Source organism: Flavobacterium sp. 83 (genome assembly GCF_000744835.1).
Classification (GTDB): Bacteria; Bacteroidota; Bacteroidia; order Flavobacteriales; family Flavobacteriaceae; genus Flavobacterium.
Genome location: NZ_JQMS01000001.1, coordinates 3469485 through 3488087 on the forward strand (window position 1 = coordinate 3469485; position 18603 = coordinate 3488087).

At 32.9% G+C, this 18603-nt stretch carries 15 protein-coding genes; 13 read left to right on the forward strand and 2 right to left on the reverse strand.

Annotated features, from left to right (window positions below; translation table 11 throughout):
- Window positions 1–211: 211 nt before the first annotated feature.
- From T410_RS14965 to T410_RS15025, 13 genes are all read left to right on the forward strand, one after another.
- Window positions 212–1429 carry a site-specific integrase gene (locus T410_RS14965; protein ID WP_035673244.1) on the forward strand — a complete coding sequence of 406 codons (1218 nt, stop codon included), beginning with the start codon at window positions 212–214 and terminating at the stop codon, window positions 1427–1429.
- Window positions 1430–1699: 270 nt separating this feature from the next.
- Entirely contained in the window at window positions 1700–2587 is an 888-nt protein-coding gene (locus T410_RS14970) for a hypothetical protein (protein WP_035673251.1), read from the forward strand.
- A 144-nt stretch (window positions 2588–2731) separates the two neighbouring features.
- Complete coding sequence (locus tag T410_RS14975; RefSeq protein ID WP_011964270.1) at window positions 2732–3013, forward strand: helix-turn-helix domain-containing protein; 282 nt, start codon at window positions 2732–2734, stop codon at window positions 3011–3013.
- 97 nt (window positions 3014–3110) lie between these two features.
- Window positions 3111–5204: a VapE domain-containing protein gene (locus T410_RS14980; protein ID WP_035673253.1), complete on the forward strand. Its 2094-nt coding sequence runs from the start codon at window positions 3111–3113 to the stop codon at window positions 5202–5204.
- A gap of 620 nt (window positions 5205–5824) precedes the next feature.
- Window positions 5825–7279, forward strand: a complete 1455-nt coding sequence (locus T410_RS14985; RefSeq protein ID WP_035673255.1) for a type I restriction-modification system subunit M — start codon at window positions 5825–5827, stop codon at window positions 7277–7279.
- Window positions 7276–8448 (forward strand): restriction endonuclease subunit S, encoded by a 1173-nt coding sequence (locus tag T410_RS14990; RefSeq protein ID WP_035673257.1) that lies wholly within the window; start codon window positions 7276–7278, stop codon window positions 8446–8448. The genes T410_RS14985 and T410_RS14990 overlap by 4 nt, the downstream gene beginning before the upstream one ends.
- A 39-nt stretch (window positions 8449–8487) precedes the next feature.
- On the forward strand, window positions 8488–9015 hold the full coding sequence (locus T410_RS14995) for a hypothetical protein (RefSeq protein WP_035673259.1): 528 nt from the start codon (window positions 8488–8490) through the stop codon (window positions 9013–9015).
- Between the two features lie 2 nt (window positions 9016–9017).
- Complete coding sequence (locus T410_RS16585) at window positions 9018–9488, forward strand: helix-turn-helix transcriptional regulator (protein ID WP_193743754.1); 471 nt, start codon at window positions 9018–9020, stop codon at window positions 9486–9488.
- A complete protein-coding gene (locus tag T410_RS15005) occupies window positions 9488–9946 on the forward strand; it encodes a hypothetical protein (protein ID WP_035673262.1) in 459 nt (152 codons plus the stop codon). The genes T410_RS16585 and T410_RS15005 overlap by 1 nt, the downstream gene beginning before the upstream one ends.
- Before the next feature lie 38 nt (window positions 9947–9984).
- Window positions 9985–12375, forward strand: coding sequence for an EcoAI/FtnUII family type I restriction enzme subunit R (gene hsdR, locus T410_RS15010; RefSeq protein WP_035673264.1), 2391 nt, complete (start codon window positions 9985–9987; stop codon window positions 12373–12375).
- Window positions 12376–12547: 172 nt separating this feature from the next.
- A complete protein-coding gene (locus T410_RS15015; protein ID WP_202963251.1) occupies window positions 12548–14776 on the forward strand; it encodes an AAA family ATPase in 2229 nt (742 codons plus the stop codon).
- A gap of 239 nt (window positions 14777–15015) precedes the next feature.
- Complete coding sequence (locus tag T410_RS15020; RefSeq protein ID WP_035673270.1) at window positions 15016–15999, forward strand: lysozyme inhibitor LprI family protein; 984 nt, start codon at window positions 15016–15018, stop codon at window positions 15997–15999.
- Window positions 16000–16099: 100 nt separating this feature from the next.
- Entirely contained in the window at window positions 16100–16921 is an 822-nt protein-coding gene (locus T410_RS15025) for an abortive infection family protein (RefSeq protein WP_035673271.1), read from the forward strand.
- A gap of 1177 nt (window positions 16922–18098) precedes the next feature.
- Here the strand turns inward: T410_RS15025 and T410_RS15035 are convergent.
- The gene (locus T410_RS15035) at window positions 18099–18341 is read right to left on the reverse strand and encodes a hypothetical protein (RefSeq protein ID WP_238567387.1); all 243 of its coding nucleotides are present in this window, start codon (window positions 18339–18341) and stop codon (window positions 18099–18101) included.
- On the reverse strand, window positions 18331–18594 hold the full coding sequence (locus T410_RS15040) for a hypothetical protein (RefSeq protein ID WP_035673274.1): 264 nt from the start codon (window positions 18592–18594) through the stop codon (window positions 18331–18333). The genes T410_RS15035 and T410_RS15040 overlap by 11 nt, the downstream gene beginning before the upstream one ends.
- Window positions 18595–18603: the final 9 nt, after the last annotated feature.

The following is an 18603-nucleotide window of genomic DNA, read 5'->3' on the forward strand; positions in this document are numbered from 1 at the left end:
AATTTGCACTTAAAGTGTTGTATTTATTGACTTTATAAAAATGAACAATGCAATTTTAAGCATCAAAAAGCAACTAAATACTTGTTTTGTTATACCTAATGTTGTACCTTCGTATCACGATGCACCCAATTGAAAACCTAGTGTTTACAATACTTTCACCACTTTGCATTGCTTTACAAATATAGTATAACATTTCTAAATTCCTAATCTTATGGCATCAGTAAAACTAATTTTAAGAACGCATCAGGCAGACCAAACAGGACACAGCCCTTTGTATATCCGAATTATAAAAGATAGAAAAACGAAATTTATCACTGCTGGAGTGAAGCTAAAAGAGAACGAGTGGGATGAAGCAAAGCAGAAAGTAAAAAAGAACCATTCCAACAGTGCCCGGATGAATGCTGCATTATCTCAAAAGATTGCCGATGCTGAAGGTCAGGTTGCCGATATGGAACGTAAAATAAAAACGGTATCAGTTAAAAAACTCAAAGAAGCCATCAAGGGTAAAGAAGTGCCAAACTTTTTTGAGTATGCCTATAAGAGATTAGAAAAAATTAAAAGCTCCCTATCCTACTCCACCTATAAAGCGTATTCATCACAGGTTGGAAAGTTTGAAAAATATATGGGAACAAAGGATGTTTATTTTGATGAAGTTACGGTTGCACTTTTGAACGACTATAAATTCTATTTAGCAAACACTTTAAAAAACGGAGCAACAACCCAGCGACTTACGATAATTGTACTAGGAACCATTTTCAGAGATGCAATTCGCGAAGAAGTAATTCCCGAAACTATGTTTCCGTTTAGTAAAATCACACTTAAAATTAGTCCTTCTAAAAGATTATTTCTTAACAAAGAACAGATAGATGATTTAACCCAAATAAAGCTAATAGAAGGCAAAAAAGCAATACTATGGCGGGATTTATTCCTTTTCTCTATCTATGCAGGAGGATTGCGTTTTAGTGATGTTATCGAAATGCAATATTCAAATTACAATGAAGCTGAACATAAAATTCAAAAACACATTCGTAAAACGGGAAGAGTACACCAGTTCAAAATTGGCAAAGTAGCAATCGATATTTTAGAAAAATACAAAAAGGAAAATGCTAATCACGATGATTTTATCTTTCCGATTATTGTGGACAAAGAAGGCTATTTAAACAACGAAGCAAAAAGATATTTTCAAACAGCAGCTTTCAATAAATTGGCAAATTGGCATCTTAAAAAAATGGGGACAAAAATAAAATTACCTTTCGACCTTTCTTTCCATTTATCTCGACACAGTTTTGCGACAAATGCGTTAAATAACGGAATGAGAATTGAACACGTGAGTAAGTTAATGGATCACCGCGACATCAGCACCACTCAAGTATATGCCAAAATAATCAGCGAAGAATTGGATAAAGCGGTTGACAACTATATTTTTTAAATAACGTGTTAAGTATCTATTTTATTGACATTAAACGATTGTTAATAACTTCATTTAAAATCCATTAACAAGAATTTCTTTTATGTTATAAATTTACAACAGAGAAAACGAGTAATTTTTAAAGCATTCGAAACGAGTGATAAATGAACTCTAGTTGAAAACACTAGGACTTCCAAAAAGCAGCAAATTAAAAACCGCTTTTAATTACCTTTCAATACCAAATGAATAACAAAAAACACATACCACAATTTGAATTCAAAGGATCAAAATATGCAAACCGCAGAGTTTGTAGAATTATTGGCAGTGCCTACGGCTCTAGCCAAAAATCCTTTATTTGATATAATCGTTGAAGACAAAATCAACATTCAAAACTATTGTAATGCTTTAATCATTAAAATTTTAGAGCTGCGACAATCTCAATTCCCTGCATTTATAGATTATCAATTCAACCAGGTGAAGAACCCGGAAATATGGTTAAATAAATTTGAAAAGTTACTGGCTAATAATTCAGAGCAATTTGAGGGGATCAGAAACAATTCAAAATTCATAAAACTCTATACCTTAATTCAAGCAAAACGAACTGAACTGCAATCTTCAAGCGTAAAAGAAACGGTTGTAAAAACTCCAAAAAGACTAATCAATGCAGAAAGTGAAGACCGTTATTTTTCATTCTCGGAGGTAAAAACCCATATTGCAGCACTAACAAATTATCCAGATAAAATCCTTTATTTGAATGAGGAGATTTGCGAATACAAACAATCGGAAGTCTATTTTATCAATAATAAACTATTGGATTACAAAAAACAATGCAAAGCTTTATTGAAACAAATTCAGAATGAGAAAATCCTAAAATGTCAATTAGAGAAAGAGCAAGCAGACGAAAAAAACAAAATGATTTTAGAGAAAAAGCCAACTTTTAAAATTCGTTTGAATGGTCCAATCAATATTTTAACCGATGCCTACAAGCAAATGATGAATGATGTAAAACCAAATGGTAAACCTTACATTCAACATAAGATAAAGGAAATTGCAAAATTTATCTGTGATAATTATTTAGACGAAAATGGAAATGAACTTTCAATGCTTACAATTCAAACGTATTTATCTCCAACTCGAACCGATAAGAACCCAAATAATGATTGGAAAATAAAACTGTAGTCCGATTTTTTCTAAAATTAACATTTCAACTTCTCAATACCTATAAGGTCTAACAAACTTTTTAGTCCGATAAGACCAAATAAGTCTAATCGGACTTTTTTTAATTTCTTCCATTTGCACCATAACAATTTAAAATTTTTAAAAATGGATGCAATTATCTTCACAAAAGACCAGTTCACAGATCTAATGAGCAAATTAGACACAATTCAATCTCAAATTTCTATCAAGGCTGACCCGAAAAAAGAAACCTTTCTTGATAATCAAGAATTTCTTTTACTGATGAAAATTTCAAAACGTACAGCTCAAACTTGGAGAGACGAAGGCAAAATTTCTTTTAGTCAAGTAGGAAACAAAATCTATTACAAATTGTCCGATGTTGAAAAACTCTTAACAGAGCACTACAACAAATCTTTTAAAGGAAGATAAAATGAAAGAGTGTAACGGAACTTGCGAGAGTTGTGATTGCAAACCAATCACAAAAGGGAAACTTCTAATCTTGAAAATAAATTTTAAAACCTAAAAAATGGTAACAGTCTTTAAAAACTTCAACGAGGTTGTAGAACACAAAACAATTTCAACAATTTTAGAAGAAATCAAAACAGGAAAGTACAAACATTCAATTGTTTACTTGAGAAAATCATTACTTGAGAAAAAGGAAGAGGCTTACAACAAAGCCAAAAAATCACTTCCAGCATTCACACCTTCGGGTAAGTTTGTTGGAGGTCGAAAATTGGAATTCCTAGCGGATTATTCAAATTGTATTATTCTAGACATCGACAAATTAAGTAAAACCGATTTGCAAAATGCTTCGCATTTGGCCAATCAAAGTGAGTTCACTTTTGCCAGTTTCATAAGTCCATCTGGAAACGGATTGAAAATTCTAGTCAAAATCAATTCAGATAAAGCCAATCACAAAGAAGCGTTTCTATTGGTACAAGCACATTATGAGAATATTTTAAAATTGGAAATAGACAAATCAGGGAAAGATGTAACAAGATTATGTTTCTATTCTTTTGATGAAAATCTATATCTAAATGAGAACGCTTCCGTTTTTATTACATCAATTCCAGTCGAAATTCCCGAGATTGTCATTCCAAGCATAGACAAAGGAACTCAACCAGAACCAGTCCAAGACCAATATGCAATATACAACCACTGCATAAAATTCACTGAAAAAAAAGTGCAATTCGAGAATGGTAGTCGCAACGTATTCGTCCATCAATTAGCGTGTAACCTAAACCGTAAAGGCGTATCGCTTCAAGAAGCTCTAGGATATATTTTAACCGATTTTGGATATGATGAAAAAGAAGTAACTCAAGCAGTAAATAGTGCCTATGGAAATATTCACGAGTTCGGTAAAAATGAGAAATTTGAAGCTCCTAAAAAACCAACTCAAAAACCCCAAAAAACAACAACTATTTTAGATGATGAAGACGACGAAGACAAACCAAAACCAACACAAATTGACCGTTTAGAGTTGTTTTTATCAAACAAATATGTATTTCGGCACAATATCGTTTCTGGTAAATTAGAGTTCCAATATTTCGGTAAAAAGAAGTGGAATGTAATGAATGATTTTATAGAAAACTCTATGCTTAGAGAGTGTTTAAAAGGTCGAATTAAAACCAATCTTTCATCATTACGAAACTTGCTTTATTCTGATTTTTGTGTGCTGTTCAATCCATTTGAAGATTACTTTTTCAACTTACCAACTTATGATGAAAAGACCGATTACATTACCGAATTAGCCAACACCATAACAACCACAAAACAAGAACTTTGGCAGCAATGTTTCAAAAAATGGTTAGTAGCAATGGTAGGTTGTGTTCTCGATGATAAAGTAATCAATCACACTGTAATTGTATTTAGTGGTAAACAAGGTTTAGGTAAAACGACTTGGGTAGAGAAACTCGTTCCCAAACCTTTGAAAGAATATCTATTTTCTGGAACCATAAACCCTAATAATAAAGATACATTGGTGCAGCTTTCAGAATGTATGTTAATCAACTTAGACGAACTAGAAAATCTAAACCGTTCCGAAATTGGATCACTCAAAGAAATCATCACAAAAACCCAAATAAGAATGAGAAAAGCCTACGGACACAATAACGAAACAATGCCCAGAAGGGCATCGTTTGCAGGAAGTGTCAACACAGCCCAATTTTTGAATGACAGTACAGGAAGTAGACGATTTCTTTGTTTTGAGTTAGAAGGCATCAAATACCAGCACGATGTCGATATTAATCTAGCTTTTTCACAAGCTTTGTTTCTTTTCAAAAGTGGTTTTAGACATTGGTTCGACCAGGAAGAAATAAAATCAATCACCGAGAATAACGAACAATATCAACTACGAAGCCCAGAGGAAGAATTGCTTTTAACGTGGTTTGAACCCTGCGAGGTAGAAAATGCTCAATCGTTTTTAAATGCTTCTCAAATAGCCTCAAAATTAGTAGATAGAACAAAAATCAACATTAATGATAACACAATTAACAAACTTGGAAAAGCACTCAAAAAACACAATTTTATAAGACTTAAAAAAAACGGATTATTTGTTTATGCAGTTAAAGAAAACAGCTATGAAGAAGTAGATTATAGTAATAAAGAAATTCAAGAATAATTGAAAAATTAATCTGTAAAAACTGCGAACAAAAATCGCTTAAAAAAGTGGAAAACTAACGTTTCCACTTTTTTAATGTTTTTTACTTTTATTTGCTTCAAAATTCTTTGTTTTTATAGGGTAAGGTTGGTACCCAAAAAACGGCACAAACATTTTATGTTTTTTTTCTTGTCAAACAATCGGGTAATATAAGACCATAACAAAGCAAATTAGTAAAGTAGTAGTTCCAGTTTGCACTCATACAGTCGTATAAATCCGTTTTTTTTATCCTAAAAAAATAAAAAATCTTTTATCTCAAATTAGGGTACCAACCTTACCCTAAATTTATTTTCCCTTATTTTCATTTATTTTCATCCGTTTACGGTTTTCCTCATTTTTATATCAATACCTTTTTCGTAATATTGTAGAATGTAGGTTCAGATTTGTAATACATACTCTAAATTGGATCTATTATAAAAAACATTCCCAATTGTGCCGACACTGTCGACACAATTGAAATAAAGCCAAGAAGTAAAATTACTCCCAAACAGCAGTTATTTGAAGTGACTAAAGAGTTAGGAGTTTTTGAGCAGAAATAACAGACAATTTAAAATCAAAAAAATAAATCACATCACAATATAATGTTTCAACAAACCTTCAAGAATATAGACGACATCCTGCACAAAGATGCTGGTTGCGGAAGTGAATTAGATTATGTAGAGCAGACTTCTTGGGTATTGTTCTTGAAATACCTCGACGATTTAGAAAAGGACAAAGAAACAGCTGCACTTCTTTCAGGCAAAACTTATACGAATATCATTGATTCAGAATACCAATGGAATGTTTGGGCAGCACCAAAAGACAACGAAGGTAAATTAGACCATCACAAAGCTTTGACAGGAGATGATCTTGCCGATTTTGTCAACATTCAATTATTCCCCTATCTCAAAAAGTTCAAAGCATCTGCTGACAGTGCCGACACGATTGAATATAAAGTAGGCGAGATTTTCTCCGAACTAAAAAACAGAATCCAAAGCGGTTACAATCTACGAGAAGTAATCAACCATATTGACCAACTGCGTTTCCGTACACACGCCGAAAAGCACGAAATGAGCCATTTGTATGAATCCAAAATACAAAATATGGGGAATGCTGGTCGCAATGGTGGCGAATATTACACGCCTCGTCCTCTGATTTCTACCATTGTAAAGGTCGTGGCTCCAGAAATTGGCAATACCATTTATGACGGTGCAGTAGGTTCAGCAGGATTCTTGTGTGAAGCCTTTGAGTTTTTGAAACACAGCAAAAACCTAACGACTAAAGATACCGAAACCTTACAGAAAAAAACCTTTTACGGCAAAGAGAAAAAATCATTAGCCTATATTATTGGGACGATGAATATGATTTTTCACGGTATAGAAGCACCAAATATTTTACACACCAATACGCTTGCCGAAAACATTGCTGACATACAAGAAAAAGACCGCTACGATATTGTACTGGCAAATCCTCCTTTTGGCGGAAAAGAACGTGCCGAAGTGCAACAAAACTTTCCTATAAAAACAGGAGAAACTGCTTCCTTATTTATGCAGCATTTCGTGAAGATTTTGAAAGCAGGCGGTAAAGCGGGTGTCGTTATAAAAAATACTTTTTTGAGTAATACCGACAATGCCTCTATAAGTTTAAGAAAGTTACTGTTAGAAAACTGCAACCTGCATACGGTATTAGATTTGCCGGGAGGAACCTTTACAGGAGCGGGTGTAAAAACCGTAGTCTTGTTTTTTGACAAAGGGTCTTCTACCAAAAAGGTTTGGTTTTACCAACTGAACTTGGATAGAAACTTGGGTAAGACCAATGCGCTGAACGAAAAAGATTTAGCTGACTTTGTAGCCTTACAAAAAACTAAAGCCGAAACTGAAAACTCTTGGTCTGTTGATATAAAAGACATTGACCCAACCACTTTTGATTTGAGTGCCAAAAACCCAAATAAAAAAGAAGAAGTTGCCTTGCGTAAGCCCGAAGCAATTTTGGAAGAAATGAAAACGCTTGACCAAGAAAGCAATACGATACTCAACTCAATTCTGGAATTACTATGAAACAAGATTGGGAAATAAAAAGACTTGGAGAAGTTTGTATTGTAATTGCAGGACAATCACCTGAAGGAAAATATTATAATTCTGAAGCAAAAGGTTTACCTTTTTATCAAGGTAAAAAAGAGTTTGGAGACAAGTTCATAGGAGAGCCAAAAGTTTGGACAAGTAAAATTACTAAAGAAGCGAAAGAGTCAGACATATTAATGTCTGTTAGGGCTCCAGTTGGCCCAATAAATTATTCTACACAGAATATATGTATTGGACGAGGACTAGCCGCTATTAGAGCTACTAAATTGATTGATAAAGAATATTTGTTTAATTTTTTATTGAAACACGAAAATGAAATTGTGGGTAATACTGGAGCGGTTTTTAACTCTATTAATAAAGCCCAGATCGAAGCAATTAAAATTCCACTTCCGCCACTCGAAGAACAACAACAAATCGTTTCAATTTTAGATGAAACATTCCAAGCCATAGATCAAGCAAAAGCTAACGCAGAGCAAAACCTGCAAAACTCAAAAGAATTGTTTGAAAGTAGTTTGCAAAACATTTTTAGTAATGGAGATAAAGGTTGGGAAGAAAAAAAGCTAAAAGATATTGGTAAAGCACAAACAGGAACAACTCCAAAAACTGCTGAAAAAGATAATTATGGAAATTTCATACCTTTTATAAAACCCGCTGATGTAGATTTCAAAAGTGATGGCAGTATCAGATATGATAATGTAGGTCTAACCGAGAAAGGTCTAAAATCAACAAGATTAATGCCTAAAAATTCTATTCTAATGGTTTGCATAGGCGCAACTATTGGAAAAGTTGGTTTTGTTGATAGAGATGTTACAAGTAATCAGCAGATAAATTCTTTTACAGTTAGTAAAGATTTTTATCCAAAATTTTTTTATTATGCATTAAGGTCAAAAAACTTTTATGATAGTGTGATTAAAAGCTCTGCTCAAGCTACTTTGCCAATTATTAACAAAGGTAAATGGGAAACGTTGAGCCTTAAATTTCCAAAGTCATTAACAGAACAACAAGCCATAGCAAAGAAGCTTGATATATTACAAGTTGAAACTAAAAAATTAGAGGCTATTTACATTAAGAAAATTGCTGATTTAGAAGAGCTAAAAAAGAGTATCTTGCACAAAGCATTTGCTAGAGAATTAAAGTTAAAATAGTTAAATAAAATTAAAAAAATAAACCCACAGGTTGATTATATGGAAATAGTTCCTACATTTGTACCCAATTTATATGCCTTTCAATTTCCCAAAGAGGAATTTGATGAATTGGAGCGTGTATTTGATGATTGGAAAAATCAATTATTTCTATTTGATTTCTTTACAGAAAATGAGGCTGACTTAAAAGGAACTTTTACTGTAGAAGAAGCTGTTGAAAAGACAAGAGAAGAAGTAAAAAAATTTAGAAGAAAAATGTTGGCTTTAGCTAATTCAAATCCGCATCAATTAAATGAGTTCTTTGCTAATTTATATAATAATGAATACCAATTATCCTTACTTCAACGCCAAAAAGCCAAGCAAAGTTGGTTGCGTTTATACGCCTTAAAAATCACTCAAAAAGACGAAGAAGATCTTTATGTAATTACAGGAGGAATGATAAAACTAACTCAAAATATGGAGGACAGAAATCACGGAGAAAAAGAAAGAACTAAAATTAATCAATGCCGTGATTATTTAAAAACTATAGGAGTTTATGATTTAGAATCCTTTTTTGAAATATGCTTTTAATTATGGAAAAAAATAAAAACATCGAAAACTTTTTGAAACACGTTTCAAAGAAAAGTTCAGGCTGGCTTGAAAAAGCGAAATGGCAAGAGGAAAACGAAGATTGGCTGGATGTTTCTTTTAGCGTTGCTGTTAGAGTAGCCTCTACTTTGAGTGCTAATAAAAAAGCAAATGTATATCCAAAAAGTCAAGTAGAATTAGCGGAAGCTATGGGTTGTTCCGCTCAATATGTAAATAAATTATTGAAAGGGCAAGAGAACTTGCAAATAGAAACCATTTGCAAAGTACAACGCATTTTAAACATCAAATTGATTGAAGTGCCAAAAGCAATAATTACTCAAACAGTCCAGTATGAGACAGTGAGTTCTTGGTTTGAAAAGTTAAATATTAAATCACCCGCTACTACTATTACTACACCTTATTCATACGAAAAAGTTGAAGTAGTAGGAGAAGGAAATTACGGATTAGCTGCCTAATGGAAAATAAAGATCAAATAACATTTGGATTACGCCAAATAACGACGGAGCAATTCGCAGTCATAGAAAGTGCTTTTGACGAAGCGAAGAGTAATTTCGAATTAGGAACCGGACTTCGTTTTGGTTTCAACACCGATAAAAGAATTATTACTCCCTTGTTAGCCATAAACTTTAGTCAGGATAAAAGCCCTTTTCTATTATTAGAAATAGGATGTCATTTCGAAATCATTGAAGAACATTGGAAAAATTTATTCAATAGCGATACGAAAGAGCTAAAACTGCCAAAAGAATTAGCTAGACATCTTGTGATGCTTACGGTTGGTACTCTGAGAGGAGTTTTACACGCTAAAACAGAAAATACACCTTTCAATAAATTCTTTATACCAACCATCAATGTAAATGATTTGGTGAAAGAAGACCTTTTAATAAAGACTAATGATTCAATAGAGAAAAAGTAACCGTTCAGGTTACTTTTCTATTTTATACTACTGCATTTATGAATGAAGCCGAAACTAGAGCAGAATTAATTGACCCAAAGTTAAAAGCTTGTGGTTGGGGTGTTATAGAAGGATCTAAAATCCTTAGAGAATACAACATAACCGCTGGTAAAATACAAACAGGAGGCACAAGAAGCAAGAAAATAATTGCTGATTATATCTTGGTTTATAAAGGGATTAAACTCGCTGTTGTGGAAGCTAAAAGCGATAATTTAGGTGTTGGCGAAGGCGTGGCACAAGCCAAACAATATGCCGAAAAATTAAAACTGGAAACGACTTATTCCAGTAACGGAAAAGAAATTTATAGCATCTGTATGAAAACAGGTGCCGAAGGTTTAGTAGAAAACTACCTTTCTCCCGATGAACTGTGGAACAAAACATTTGCCGTTCAAAATGAGTGGAGAGAAAAATTTGCTTCCGTTCCCTTTGAAGACAAAGGAGGTTCTTGGCAATTGCGCTATTACCAGGAAATAGCAGTTAAAAACACCTTGGAAGCATTGGCTAATAACGAGCAACGCATTTTATTGACATTAGCCACAGGAACAGGAAAAACAGCCATTGCTTTTCAAATTGCGTGGAAATTATTCCAAACCCGTTGGAATTTAAAGCGTGACGGAAGTCGCAGACCTAGAATATTGTTTTTAGCAGATAGAAATATACTGGCGGATCAGGCATTCAATTCTTTTTCTGCTTTTCCGGAAGATGCATTAGTACGAATTAACCCCAAAGAAATAAGTAAAAAAGGAAGCGTTCCCACTAACGGAAGTATTTTCTTTACCATATTTCAAACCTTTATGAGTGGTACGGATGCCGAGGGAAATCCAGCACCTTATTTTGGAGCTTATCCTCCGGATTATTTCGATTTCATTATCATTGATGAGTGTCATCGTGGTGGTGCAAACAATGAGGGAAATTGGAGAGGTATTTTAGATTATTTTTCTCCTGCGGTACAATTAGGATTAACGGCTACACCAAAACGAAAAGACAACGTTGATACCTATAAATATTTTGGCGAACCCGTTTATATTTATTCACTCAAAGAAGGTATAAATGATGGTTTCCTGACACCATTTAAGGTAAAACGCATTAAGACCACTCTTGATGATTATATCTACACCAGCGACGATAATATAATCGAAGGAGAAATTGAAGAGGGAAAACGCTACGAAGAAAAAGATTTCAATAAAATCATTGAAATTAAAGAACGTGAAGCCAAACGGGTAAAAATATTTATGGATGAAGCCAATCAAAAAGAAAAGGCAATCATCTTTTGCGCTACACAGGAACACGCAGCTGCCGTTCGCGATCTAGTCAATCAATACAAAACTTCCAAAGACCCTAATTATTGCGTTCGTGTTACGGCCAATGATGGTGAAATTGGCGAACAGTTTTTAAGAGAATTTCAGGATAATGAAAAAATAATACCAACCATCCTGACCACTTCTCAAAAACTTTCTACTGGGGTTGATGCTCGAAACATTAGAAACATCGTTTTGATGCGTCCAGTAAATTCAATGATTGAGTTCAAACAAATCGTAGGTAGAGGAACCCGTTTATTTGACGGCAAAGAGTTTTTTACCATTTATGATTTTGTAGATGCCTACCACCATTTTGCTGACCCGGAATGGGACGGAGAACCTATTGAAGAAGAAGTGTGTTTAAATTGTGGTCAATCTCCTTGTGGATGTGATAAACCAATTCCAAAACCTTGCTCAATTTGCGGACAACAACCTTGTATTTGTGTGAATGAACCACCACCTCCTTGCCTCAAATGCGAGCAAAGTCCTTGTATTTGCAAAAAGAAAGTAAAGGTTAAATTAAAGAACGGTAAAGAATTAGAAATCCAACATATGATTTCCACTTCATTCTGGAGTGCCGATGGAACACCAATTTCATCAGAAGAGTTTATGCAAAACTTATTTGGCTCACTTCCTGATTTTTTCAAAAGCGAAGAGGAATTGCGAACCCTTTGGAGTAACCCGTTAACCCGAAAAACATTGCTGGAGAAATTAGACGAAGCAGGTTTTGGCAAGGACGAATTAACCACACTTCAAACACTTATTGATGCTGAGAAAAGCGATATTTTTGACGTACTGGAATATGTTTTCAATAGTGATATAAAACCAATTACAAGAGAAGAACGAGTAGCAGCAGCACAAGCCACTATTTTTGTATTACTCAACGACAAACAAAAAGAATTTATCGAGTTTGTTTTAAGCAAATACATTGAAACGGGTGTAGAAGAACTGGACCAGGAGAAACTACCAATCTTGCTTACCAACAAATACCAATCTTTCGAAGATGCAGGAGCACAATTAGGAGATTTATCGAAAGTGAGAGAGCTGTTTATAGATTTTCAAAAACATTTATACCAGAGAGGAACGGCGTAGTTAATTACAGAAGATACGGTTAAATTACTCAAGAGTTATAAAAGCAATGAAGTAAATGGAGGAATAGTAATTAATAAGTTAGTGGCAAAACTACCTGAACCGATAAACCAAGACAATGGCAGACAAAATTAAAACAAAAATTCAATGTCAAAACATTGCACCTATTGAAAATTTGACGAGAGAAATTTCTTCAAACTCTCTGAAATTTGGTGTGTTTGCAAACAATGGTAGTGGAAAAACATTCATTAGTAGACTTTTTAGACTTACAGAAAAATCAACGGAACTTGAATTAGAACTTGATGGCACAAGTCCAACTGACAAACTAATCTCAATTGGAAAAGACAGTGGTAAAATTGCCTTTTCAATTACTGACAAAGATGGAATTGTTCAAGAAACTTTCAATATTGAAATAAATAAAGGACAAATTCCTATCTTACCAGTAACAAAATACCTTTATCACACTTTTAACCAAGATTATGTTGAAGAAAATATAAGAGCATTAAGCTATGAGAAAGATAGTGAAATAGAAGGTTTTATTTTAGGTAAAATAAATATTGACTTAAAAGACGATGAAGAGAAACTTGCAAAAATAGAAAAAGAAGGCAAGGAATTAACTCAACAAATAGAAAAAGAAATACGAACTTATGTAGAAGAAAATATAAATGACATAAGAGATATTAAACGTTTAGGGGATTATAAAATTCTTGATTATTCAAACATTGTCAATAGCATCGATAATGAAACATTCCAAATTGAAAAAACTTTTGAAGGACTACTTGAGGATTATAATAAAATCAAGTCAGTTCCTGAAAATTTGATAGACATTGTTGAAATTGAAAAATTGAACATTGATATAAATTTATTAAGCGATATAAGAGAAAATTGCTCTAAAGAATATAGTTTAAGCTCATTAGCAGAAGAGTTCAAGAAAAAAATAAAAGATAAACAGGATTTCGTTGAAATTGGAATGGAACTGTTGTCAAAAAAAGAGCAAAATGCTAATTGTCCATTTTGTGAGCAAGAATTAAAAGATACTGCAATTGAATTAATTGACAATTACACTAAATATATAAACGATACTGAAGCAAAAACAATAAAGCAATTTAAAAACTATGTCGAAATAGTAAATAAGCAAATAGTAATTTTAAACAATACCGAAATAAACAATACGAAAAGAATTAATGAATACAATATTTTCAAAACCAAATATATTCCCTCTTGTGAAGAAATAGAGTTAGTTAACATTGATATTTCCAATCTTAAAAAGATTTTAGATGGTTTAATAGCCATTTTAGATGCAAAAACAAAAAATATTCAAGTAAATATTGATATTAGCGAAGAATTAATTCAATCAATTGAAAAAAATCAAACAATTTTAAATGGCAATATTGAAGCTAACAATATTGAAATAAATTCTATTAATGCAAAGAAAAATAGAATAGGAGAAGAAAACAAAGCAGTTAGAAGAGATATTATAAGAAGTACATTTAATCATCTTATAGAAACTCACAAAACAAATATCAAAAGTTCCAACAAACTACGAAACGAATATCAAAATTTAAAAGCTGAAATAAAGAAAAAGCAGGAACAACAAAAAGTTAGCAAGAAAGACAAAGTTGCATCCACAATTAAAAAGGTTTTGAATTATTTTTTCGCTGAAAAATATACATTGGATGAAGAAACATTTAGATTAATTTTCCATAAAAATATTTTAGAGAAAAATCAAGCAAAAAACATATTAAGTGAAGGCGAGAAAAATATTGTTGCTTTTGCATACTATATCGGAGATACTCACTTAAAAATTGAAAACGAAGATGATTACACAAAATTATTCTTTGTAATTGACGATCCTATTTCAAGTATGGATTTTTCACACGTTTATACTTTGTGTGGTGTAATTAGGGATATTGGCAAAATTATTGACAAAATTGAAAGAGAACGATTATTGATATTCACTCATAACAATGATTTTATGAGAGTTTTGGCTTCCAACAATATTGTTGACAAAAAATTATTATTAAAAAATAGCGAATTAAAAGACTTCAACAATAACTTGACCGTTCCATATATTCATCATTTGATGGATGTTTATAAAATTGCCAGAAAAGGAACTGACCCATCACATACCACTGCAAATTCAATTAGACATATCATAGAAACGTTGACTAAATTTGAGCGAATAGATATTTCAACAGACAGTATTGCGGAATACATTAAAGAGAATATCCCAACAGACACAAAATCCTACACCTTAATAAATGACTTATCACACGGTGGTTGGAGGACGGAACAAGCACCAATAACAGACGAGGATTACACAGACATTTGCGAAACAATTTTAAAACATATCGAAAAAGAGTATAACGGGCAAGTAGAATATTGCAAAAAGGTTTGCGAATAGAAAAAACCTGTCACTAATAAGGGTTTGCGTCAGATGGACTGATGTGCAAACTTGAAACCTTGTGCACCTATTCAAGTTCATCACTAGTAGACAGTTTTGTACTCTAAAACCAGCCTGAACACAAAGCCTGAACGCAAAGCTATGTCGGACAGTGCATACGCTAAATTAAGAAAATAATATAGAATTAAACATTTTACGTTTTTAATAACGGATAGAAATTTTACCAAAAAGCTACGAATATGACGGCAAAAAGGAAAACGCAAATATTTATCACGGTTTCGGCTATTTTAGTTGGACTTATTCACTTATTTTTTCCAAACCTAAAAATAGATGCTATTTTTATTACACTAATAATTATTGCAATAATACCGTGGCTTGAACCTCTTTTAAAATCGGTTGAATTACCAGGCGGACTTAAAGTTGAATTTCAAGATTTCAAAAAATTAGAAGAAGAAGCAATAAAAGCAGGTCTAATTAAAAGTGATGGAAAAACAGAAATAAAAGAAATCACTACAACAAATTCAGATACATTTTCCTTTATTGAAATTGCAGAACAGAATGAAGAATTAGCTTTAGTTGGATTTAGAATTGAAATTGAAAAAAGATTAAGGAGTTTAGCAGATAAATATAGTATTGAAAGTAACAGATATTCTGTGACAAGATTAATTGAGGCATTAGCAAAAGAAGAAATTTTGACAATTGCAGAGAAAACTTCATTATTAGACATAATTAGCACTTTAAACAAAGCTTCACACGGAATGGAATATGACCAAAGAAGTGCTAATTGGGTAATTGAAAATGGACCAAAGATTTTGGATAGTTTGGATGAAAAATTAGAAGTTCGTGGTGGGCGTATTTCACTTGGAAGCACAGATGAAAAAGCTCATTGGATAGATAAATCCTTTGATAATTGTGAATGGACAACCAACTACGAATGGGGAGAGTCCATTAAAACCCATTCAGACTTATGGGAAAAAGAAATGAACCGAATTTATCAATCTTTACTTGTAAAACTTAAAGAACCTCAAAAGAAGAAATTAATTAAAACACAATCAAATTGGCTAAATCAAATAGAGCTGGAAAAGGACTTTATTTATTCATTTGAAGATTTACATTTAAAAATTGGTAGTGGCGGAATATCTGCCTCAGCAATGAATTTTATGAACAAAATACGTGAACGAACACTGGAACTTGAAGAAGTTCTAAATAGACTGACTGATTGAAATAAATTATTTCATCTTGCATTTATCCGCAAAAAAAGAAAAATACTAAGATTAAAAACTGCGTTAGGCTGTTAAGTTCAAGTTGAAAAAAACATTTAAAATGGCAAACCTCACATATATTGAAAAATCTACTATTGAAACATTTCTCGGTATGAAAACTGGCTATGTTATGGATTTTTCAGACAGAACATTTCAGGAATTTGTTTTTGAAGTTACTGGCTACTATATTGATAATGAAAAATATCACTACAATTCTAATTCAAAAGCCAACAGACTACGGGCTTTTATAAAAATCGAATCCGATTATATTTTCGGAAAACTACTTTCTGCATTTTGCGAATACTGGTTATCTAAAGTTCATAGAGGAGAAATAGACTATCGAGGAGAGGAAAAAACGTACGAAGAATGTGTTAAAATTTCGGAACGTCTAAAACAAGAAAGTATTGTAGAAAATATCGATGCAATACAAGCGAATTCAGACGACAAAGATTTTAATTTATTGGCAAAGTCTATTAAAGAGAGTATTGAGAAAAATGAACCCGAAGTTGCACTCGACCGCCTTCATACTTTTGTTGTCAAATATGTCAGACAACTTTGTGTCAATCACAATCTTAATTATGTTAAAGATGAGCCAATAAATAGTCTATTTGGTAAGTATGTAAAGCACTTAATTGCGAGTAAACTGATTGACTCAATTATGGCTGAAAAGATATTAAGATTTTCGATTAATATTATTGATGCTTTTAATGATGTTAGAAATAATAAAAGTTTTGCACACGATAATCCCATTTTAAATTATAACGAAAGCATTTTGATTTTCAATAATATTTCAAATACTATAAAGTTCATTGAAACTATTGAAACCAAAATTTTAAAATCTAAAGATCCTCAAGAAGTGGATTGGTCTGATTTACCATTCTAATATGAAAACAACTAAAAAACAACAAAGATTTCTAGCGTTTTAGTGTTCCAAATTTAAACCTTAAAAGTCATTATCTCATTCACCTGCACAAAACTTTCATTTAGTCCAAGTATTCCTAAACTCAAGTCTTTGTTTGCTTCATTTCACTAATAACTGTAAAAAAGAAATAGGAACGCTATCGCTGACCTTTTTGCGCCCACCCAAGCCAACGCTCTGCCAACGCTCCTGTGTTTTTGGCTTTTGCCAACGCTATAACAGCACATTGCTTTTTTATTAGATTCTACTATTGATTTTTTGGTTTAATAGAAAAAGTAATAAGCTGTTTCCCAACGCTCGAAAGCCAAAAACACCCCCAAGCTATGTTACATAATGAAGGCAACATTATAGGTCAAGCGCCCCGAACCCCGGGGCACTCGCACTATAATTTCATTATGTAAAATAGCCGCCACAGCCAACGCACCCACCCGAAATAGGAACTATATTTGCATTGTTTTTTGAAGATGCCATACCGTATCGCAACAACTTTTTTACTGAATACTACACCCTGAATACCGAACACTATTCTGGCATCCTCAAAAATCAAATTTCCCCACAAGAGTATCGTTTTTTATTTGCCACCACCTCCCCAGTAATTGCTTTTCCAAAAAGCTGATGCCATACCAGTCTTATTGATACCTATTTGAAGTTGGAAGCATTATCTTTCTTTCATAAGTCTGGCATCAACTTTTCCAGGAAAGCAATCAGAAAAATCCAAATAAGCAAATAGAAAAACGATACACTTGTTTCGCTGCTGCCAACGCACTAGGAAAGTTCAGTTGGGGAAATCTTCCATTTCCCCAAACCCCTATGGATGCAATTTTTTTTGAAAGAATGCCACAAAACCCGATTCCAAAAGAAAACCCCTCAAAGGCATTCTCTCAAAAAAAACAGCTCCGATTCCTCCCTTATCCGAATGACCTCTGTCAAATTTGAAGTTTGGGGCTTCCTTGGATTTCTTTTTCCGATAAACCAACACAATTTTGATTGACAAATGAAAGCCATATAACCCCAACATAAGTGCAATATATTCCGCCCACTTAAATAAATCGAAGAAAAGCAAAGCAATTCCCATTTATTAAGGGCTAAAAACAAAAAAAGCCCCAAATTATGGGGCTTTCAAGTAGGTTATTAACCGTTTTTAAGGATTTATTTTCGGTTCTTCTTCCGATTTTACAGCAGTTTGAGAAACCACTGAAATAATGCTACCGCCCAGGACCAAATAACCAGCAGCCGAAACCAATCCGACAGGTAAAGCAATAGGCGAAGCGATGATAATTCCGCCAACAGATGCCAAAGCAATACCAACAGTTCTCAAAATTTTAAACCATTTTGGAGTTGGTGCCAGTGTTCTATCTACGACATTCATATTTTTATTTTTCATAATCTTGATTTTTTAAAATTGTTAATTCAATGTTATTCACTCTTTTTTCTAAGTATTCTACTTTTTGGTTCAGTAAATCGTTACCACTTTTGAACTCGGTTTTGATGATTAAAGCCATTGTTTTTACTTCAACCAAATCTTTTTCCATACTCTTAAAATCGGTGTGTAATTGCTTGATAAAATAAGCCACAACCGAGAGTAACAAAGTGATAAGTGTTCCAAAAAGTACCGTGATGTTATTGATATTTTCCATTGTTTGGAC

Coding starts and splice junctions, on each gene's coding strand:
- T410_RS14965 (WP_035673244.1), top strand. CDS start 212: ATGGCATCAGTAAAACTAATTTTAAGAACGCATCAGGCAGACCAAACA.
- T410_RS14970 (WP_035673251.1), top strand. CDS start 1,700: ATGCAAACCGCAGAGTTTGTAGAATTATTGGCAGTGCCTACGGCTCTA.
- T410_RS14975 (WP_011964270.1), top strand. CDS start 2,732: ATGGATGCAATTATCTTCACAAAAGACCAGTTCACAGATCTAATGAGC.
- T410_RS14980 (WP_035673253.1), top strand. CDS start 3,111: ATGGTAACAGTCTTTAAAAACTTCAACGAGGTTGTAGAACACAAAACA.
- T410_RS14985 (WP_035673255.1), top strand. CDS start 5,825: ATGTTTCAACAAACCTTCAAGAATATAGACGACATCCTGCACAAAGAT.
- T410_RS14990 (WP_035673257.1), top strand. CDS start 7,276: ATGAAACAAGATTGGGAAATAAAAAGACTTGGAGAAGTTTGTATTGTA.
- T410_RS14995 (WP_035673259.1), top strand. CDS start 8,488: ATGGAAATAGTTCCTACATTTGTACCCAATTTATATGCCTTTCAATTT.
- T410_RS16585 (WP_193743754.1), top strand. CDS start 9,018: ATGGAAAAAAATAAAAACATCGAAAACTTTTTGAAACACGTTTCAAAG.
- T410_RS15005 (WP_035673262.1), top strand. CDS start 9,488: ATGGAAAATAAAGATCAAATAACATTTGGATTACGCCAAATAACGACG.
- hsdR (WP_035673264.1), top strand. CDS start 9,985: ATGAATGAAGCCGAAACTAGAGCAGAATTAATTGACCCAAAGTTAAAA.
- T410_RS15020 (WP_035673270.1), top strand. CDS start 15,016: ATGACGGCAAAAAGGAAAACGCAAATATTTATCACGGTTTCGGCTATT.
- T410_RS15025 (WP_035673271.1), top strand. CDS start 16,100: ATGGCAAACCTCACATATATTGAAAAATCTACTATTGAAACATTTCTC.
- T410_RS15035 (WP_238567387.1), bottom strand. CDS start 18,341: ATGAAAAATAAAAATATGAATGTCGTAGATAGAACACTGGCACCAACT.
- T410_RS15040 (WP_035673274.1), bottom strand. CDS start 18,594: ATGGAAAATATCAATAACATCACGGTACTTTTTGGAACACTTATCACT.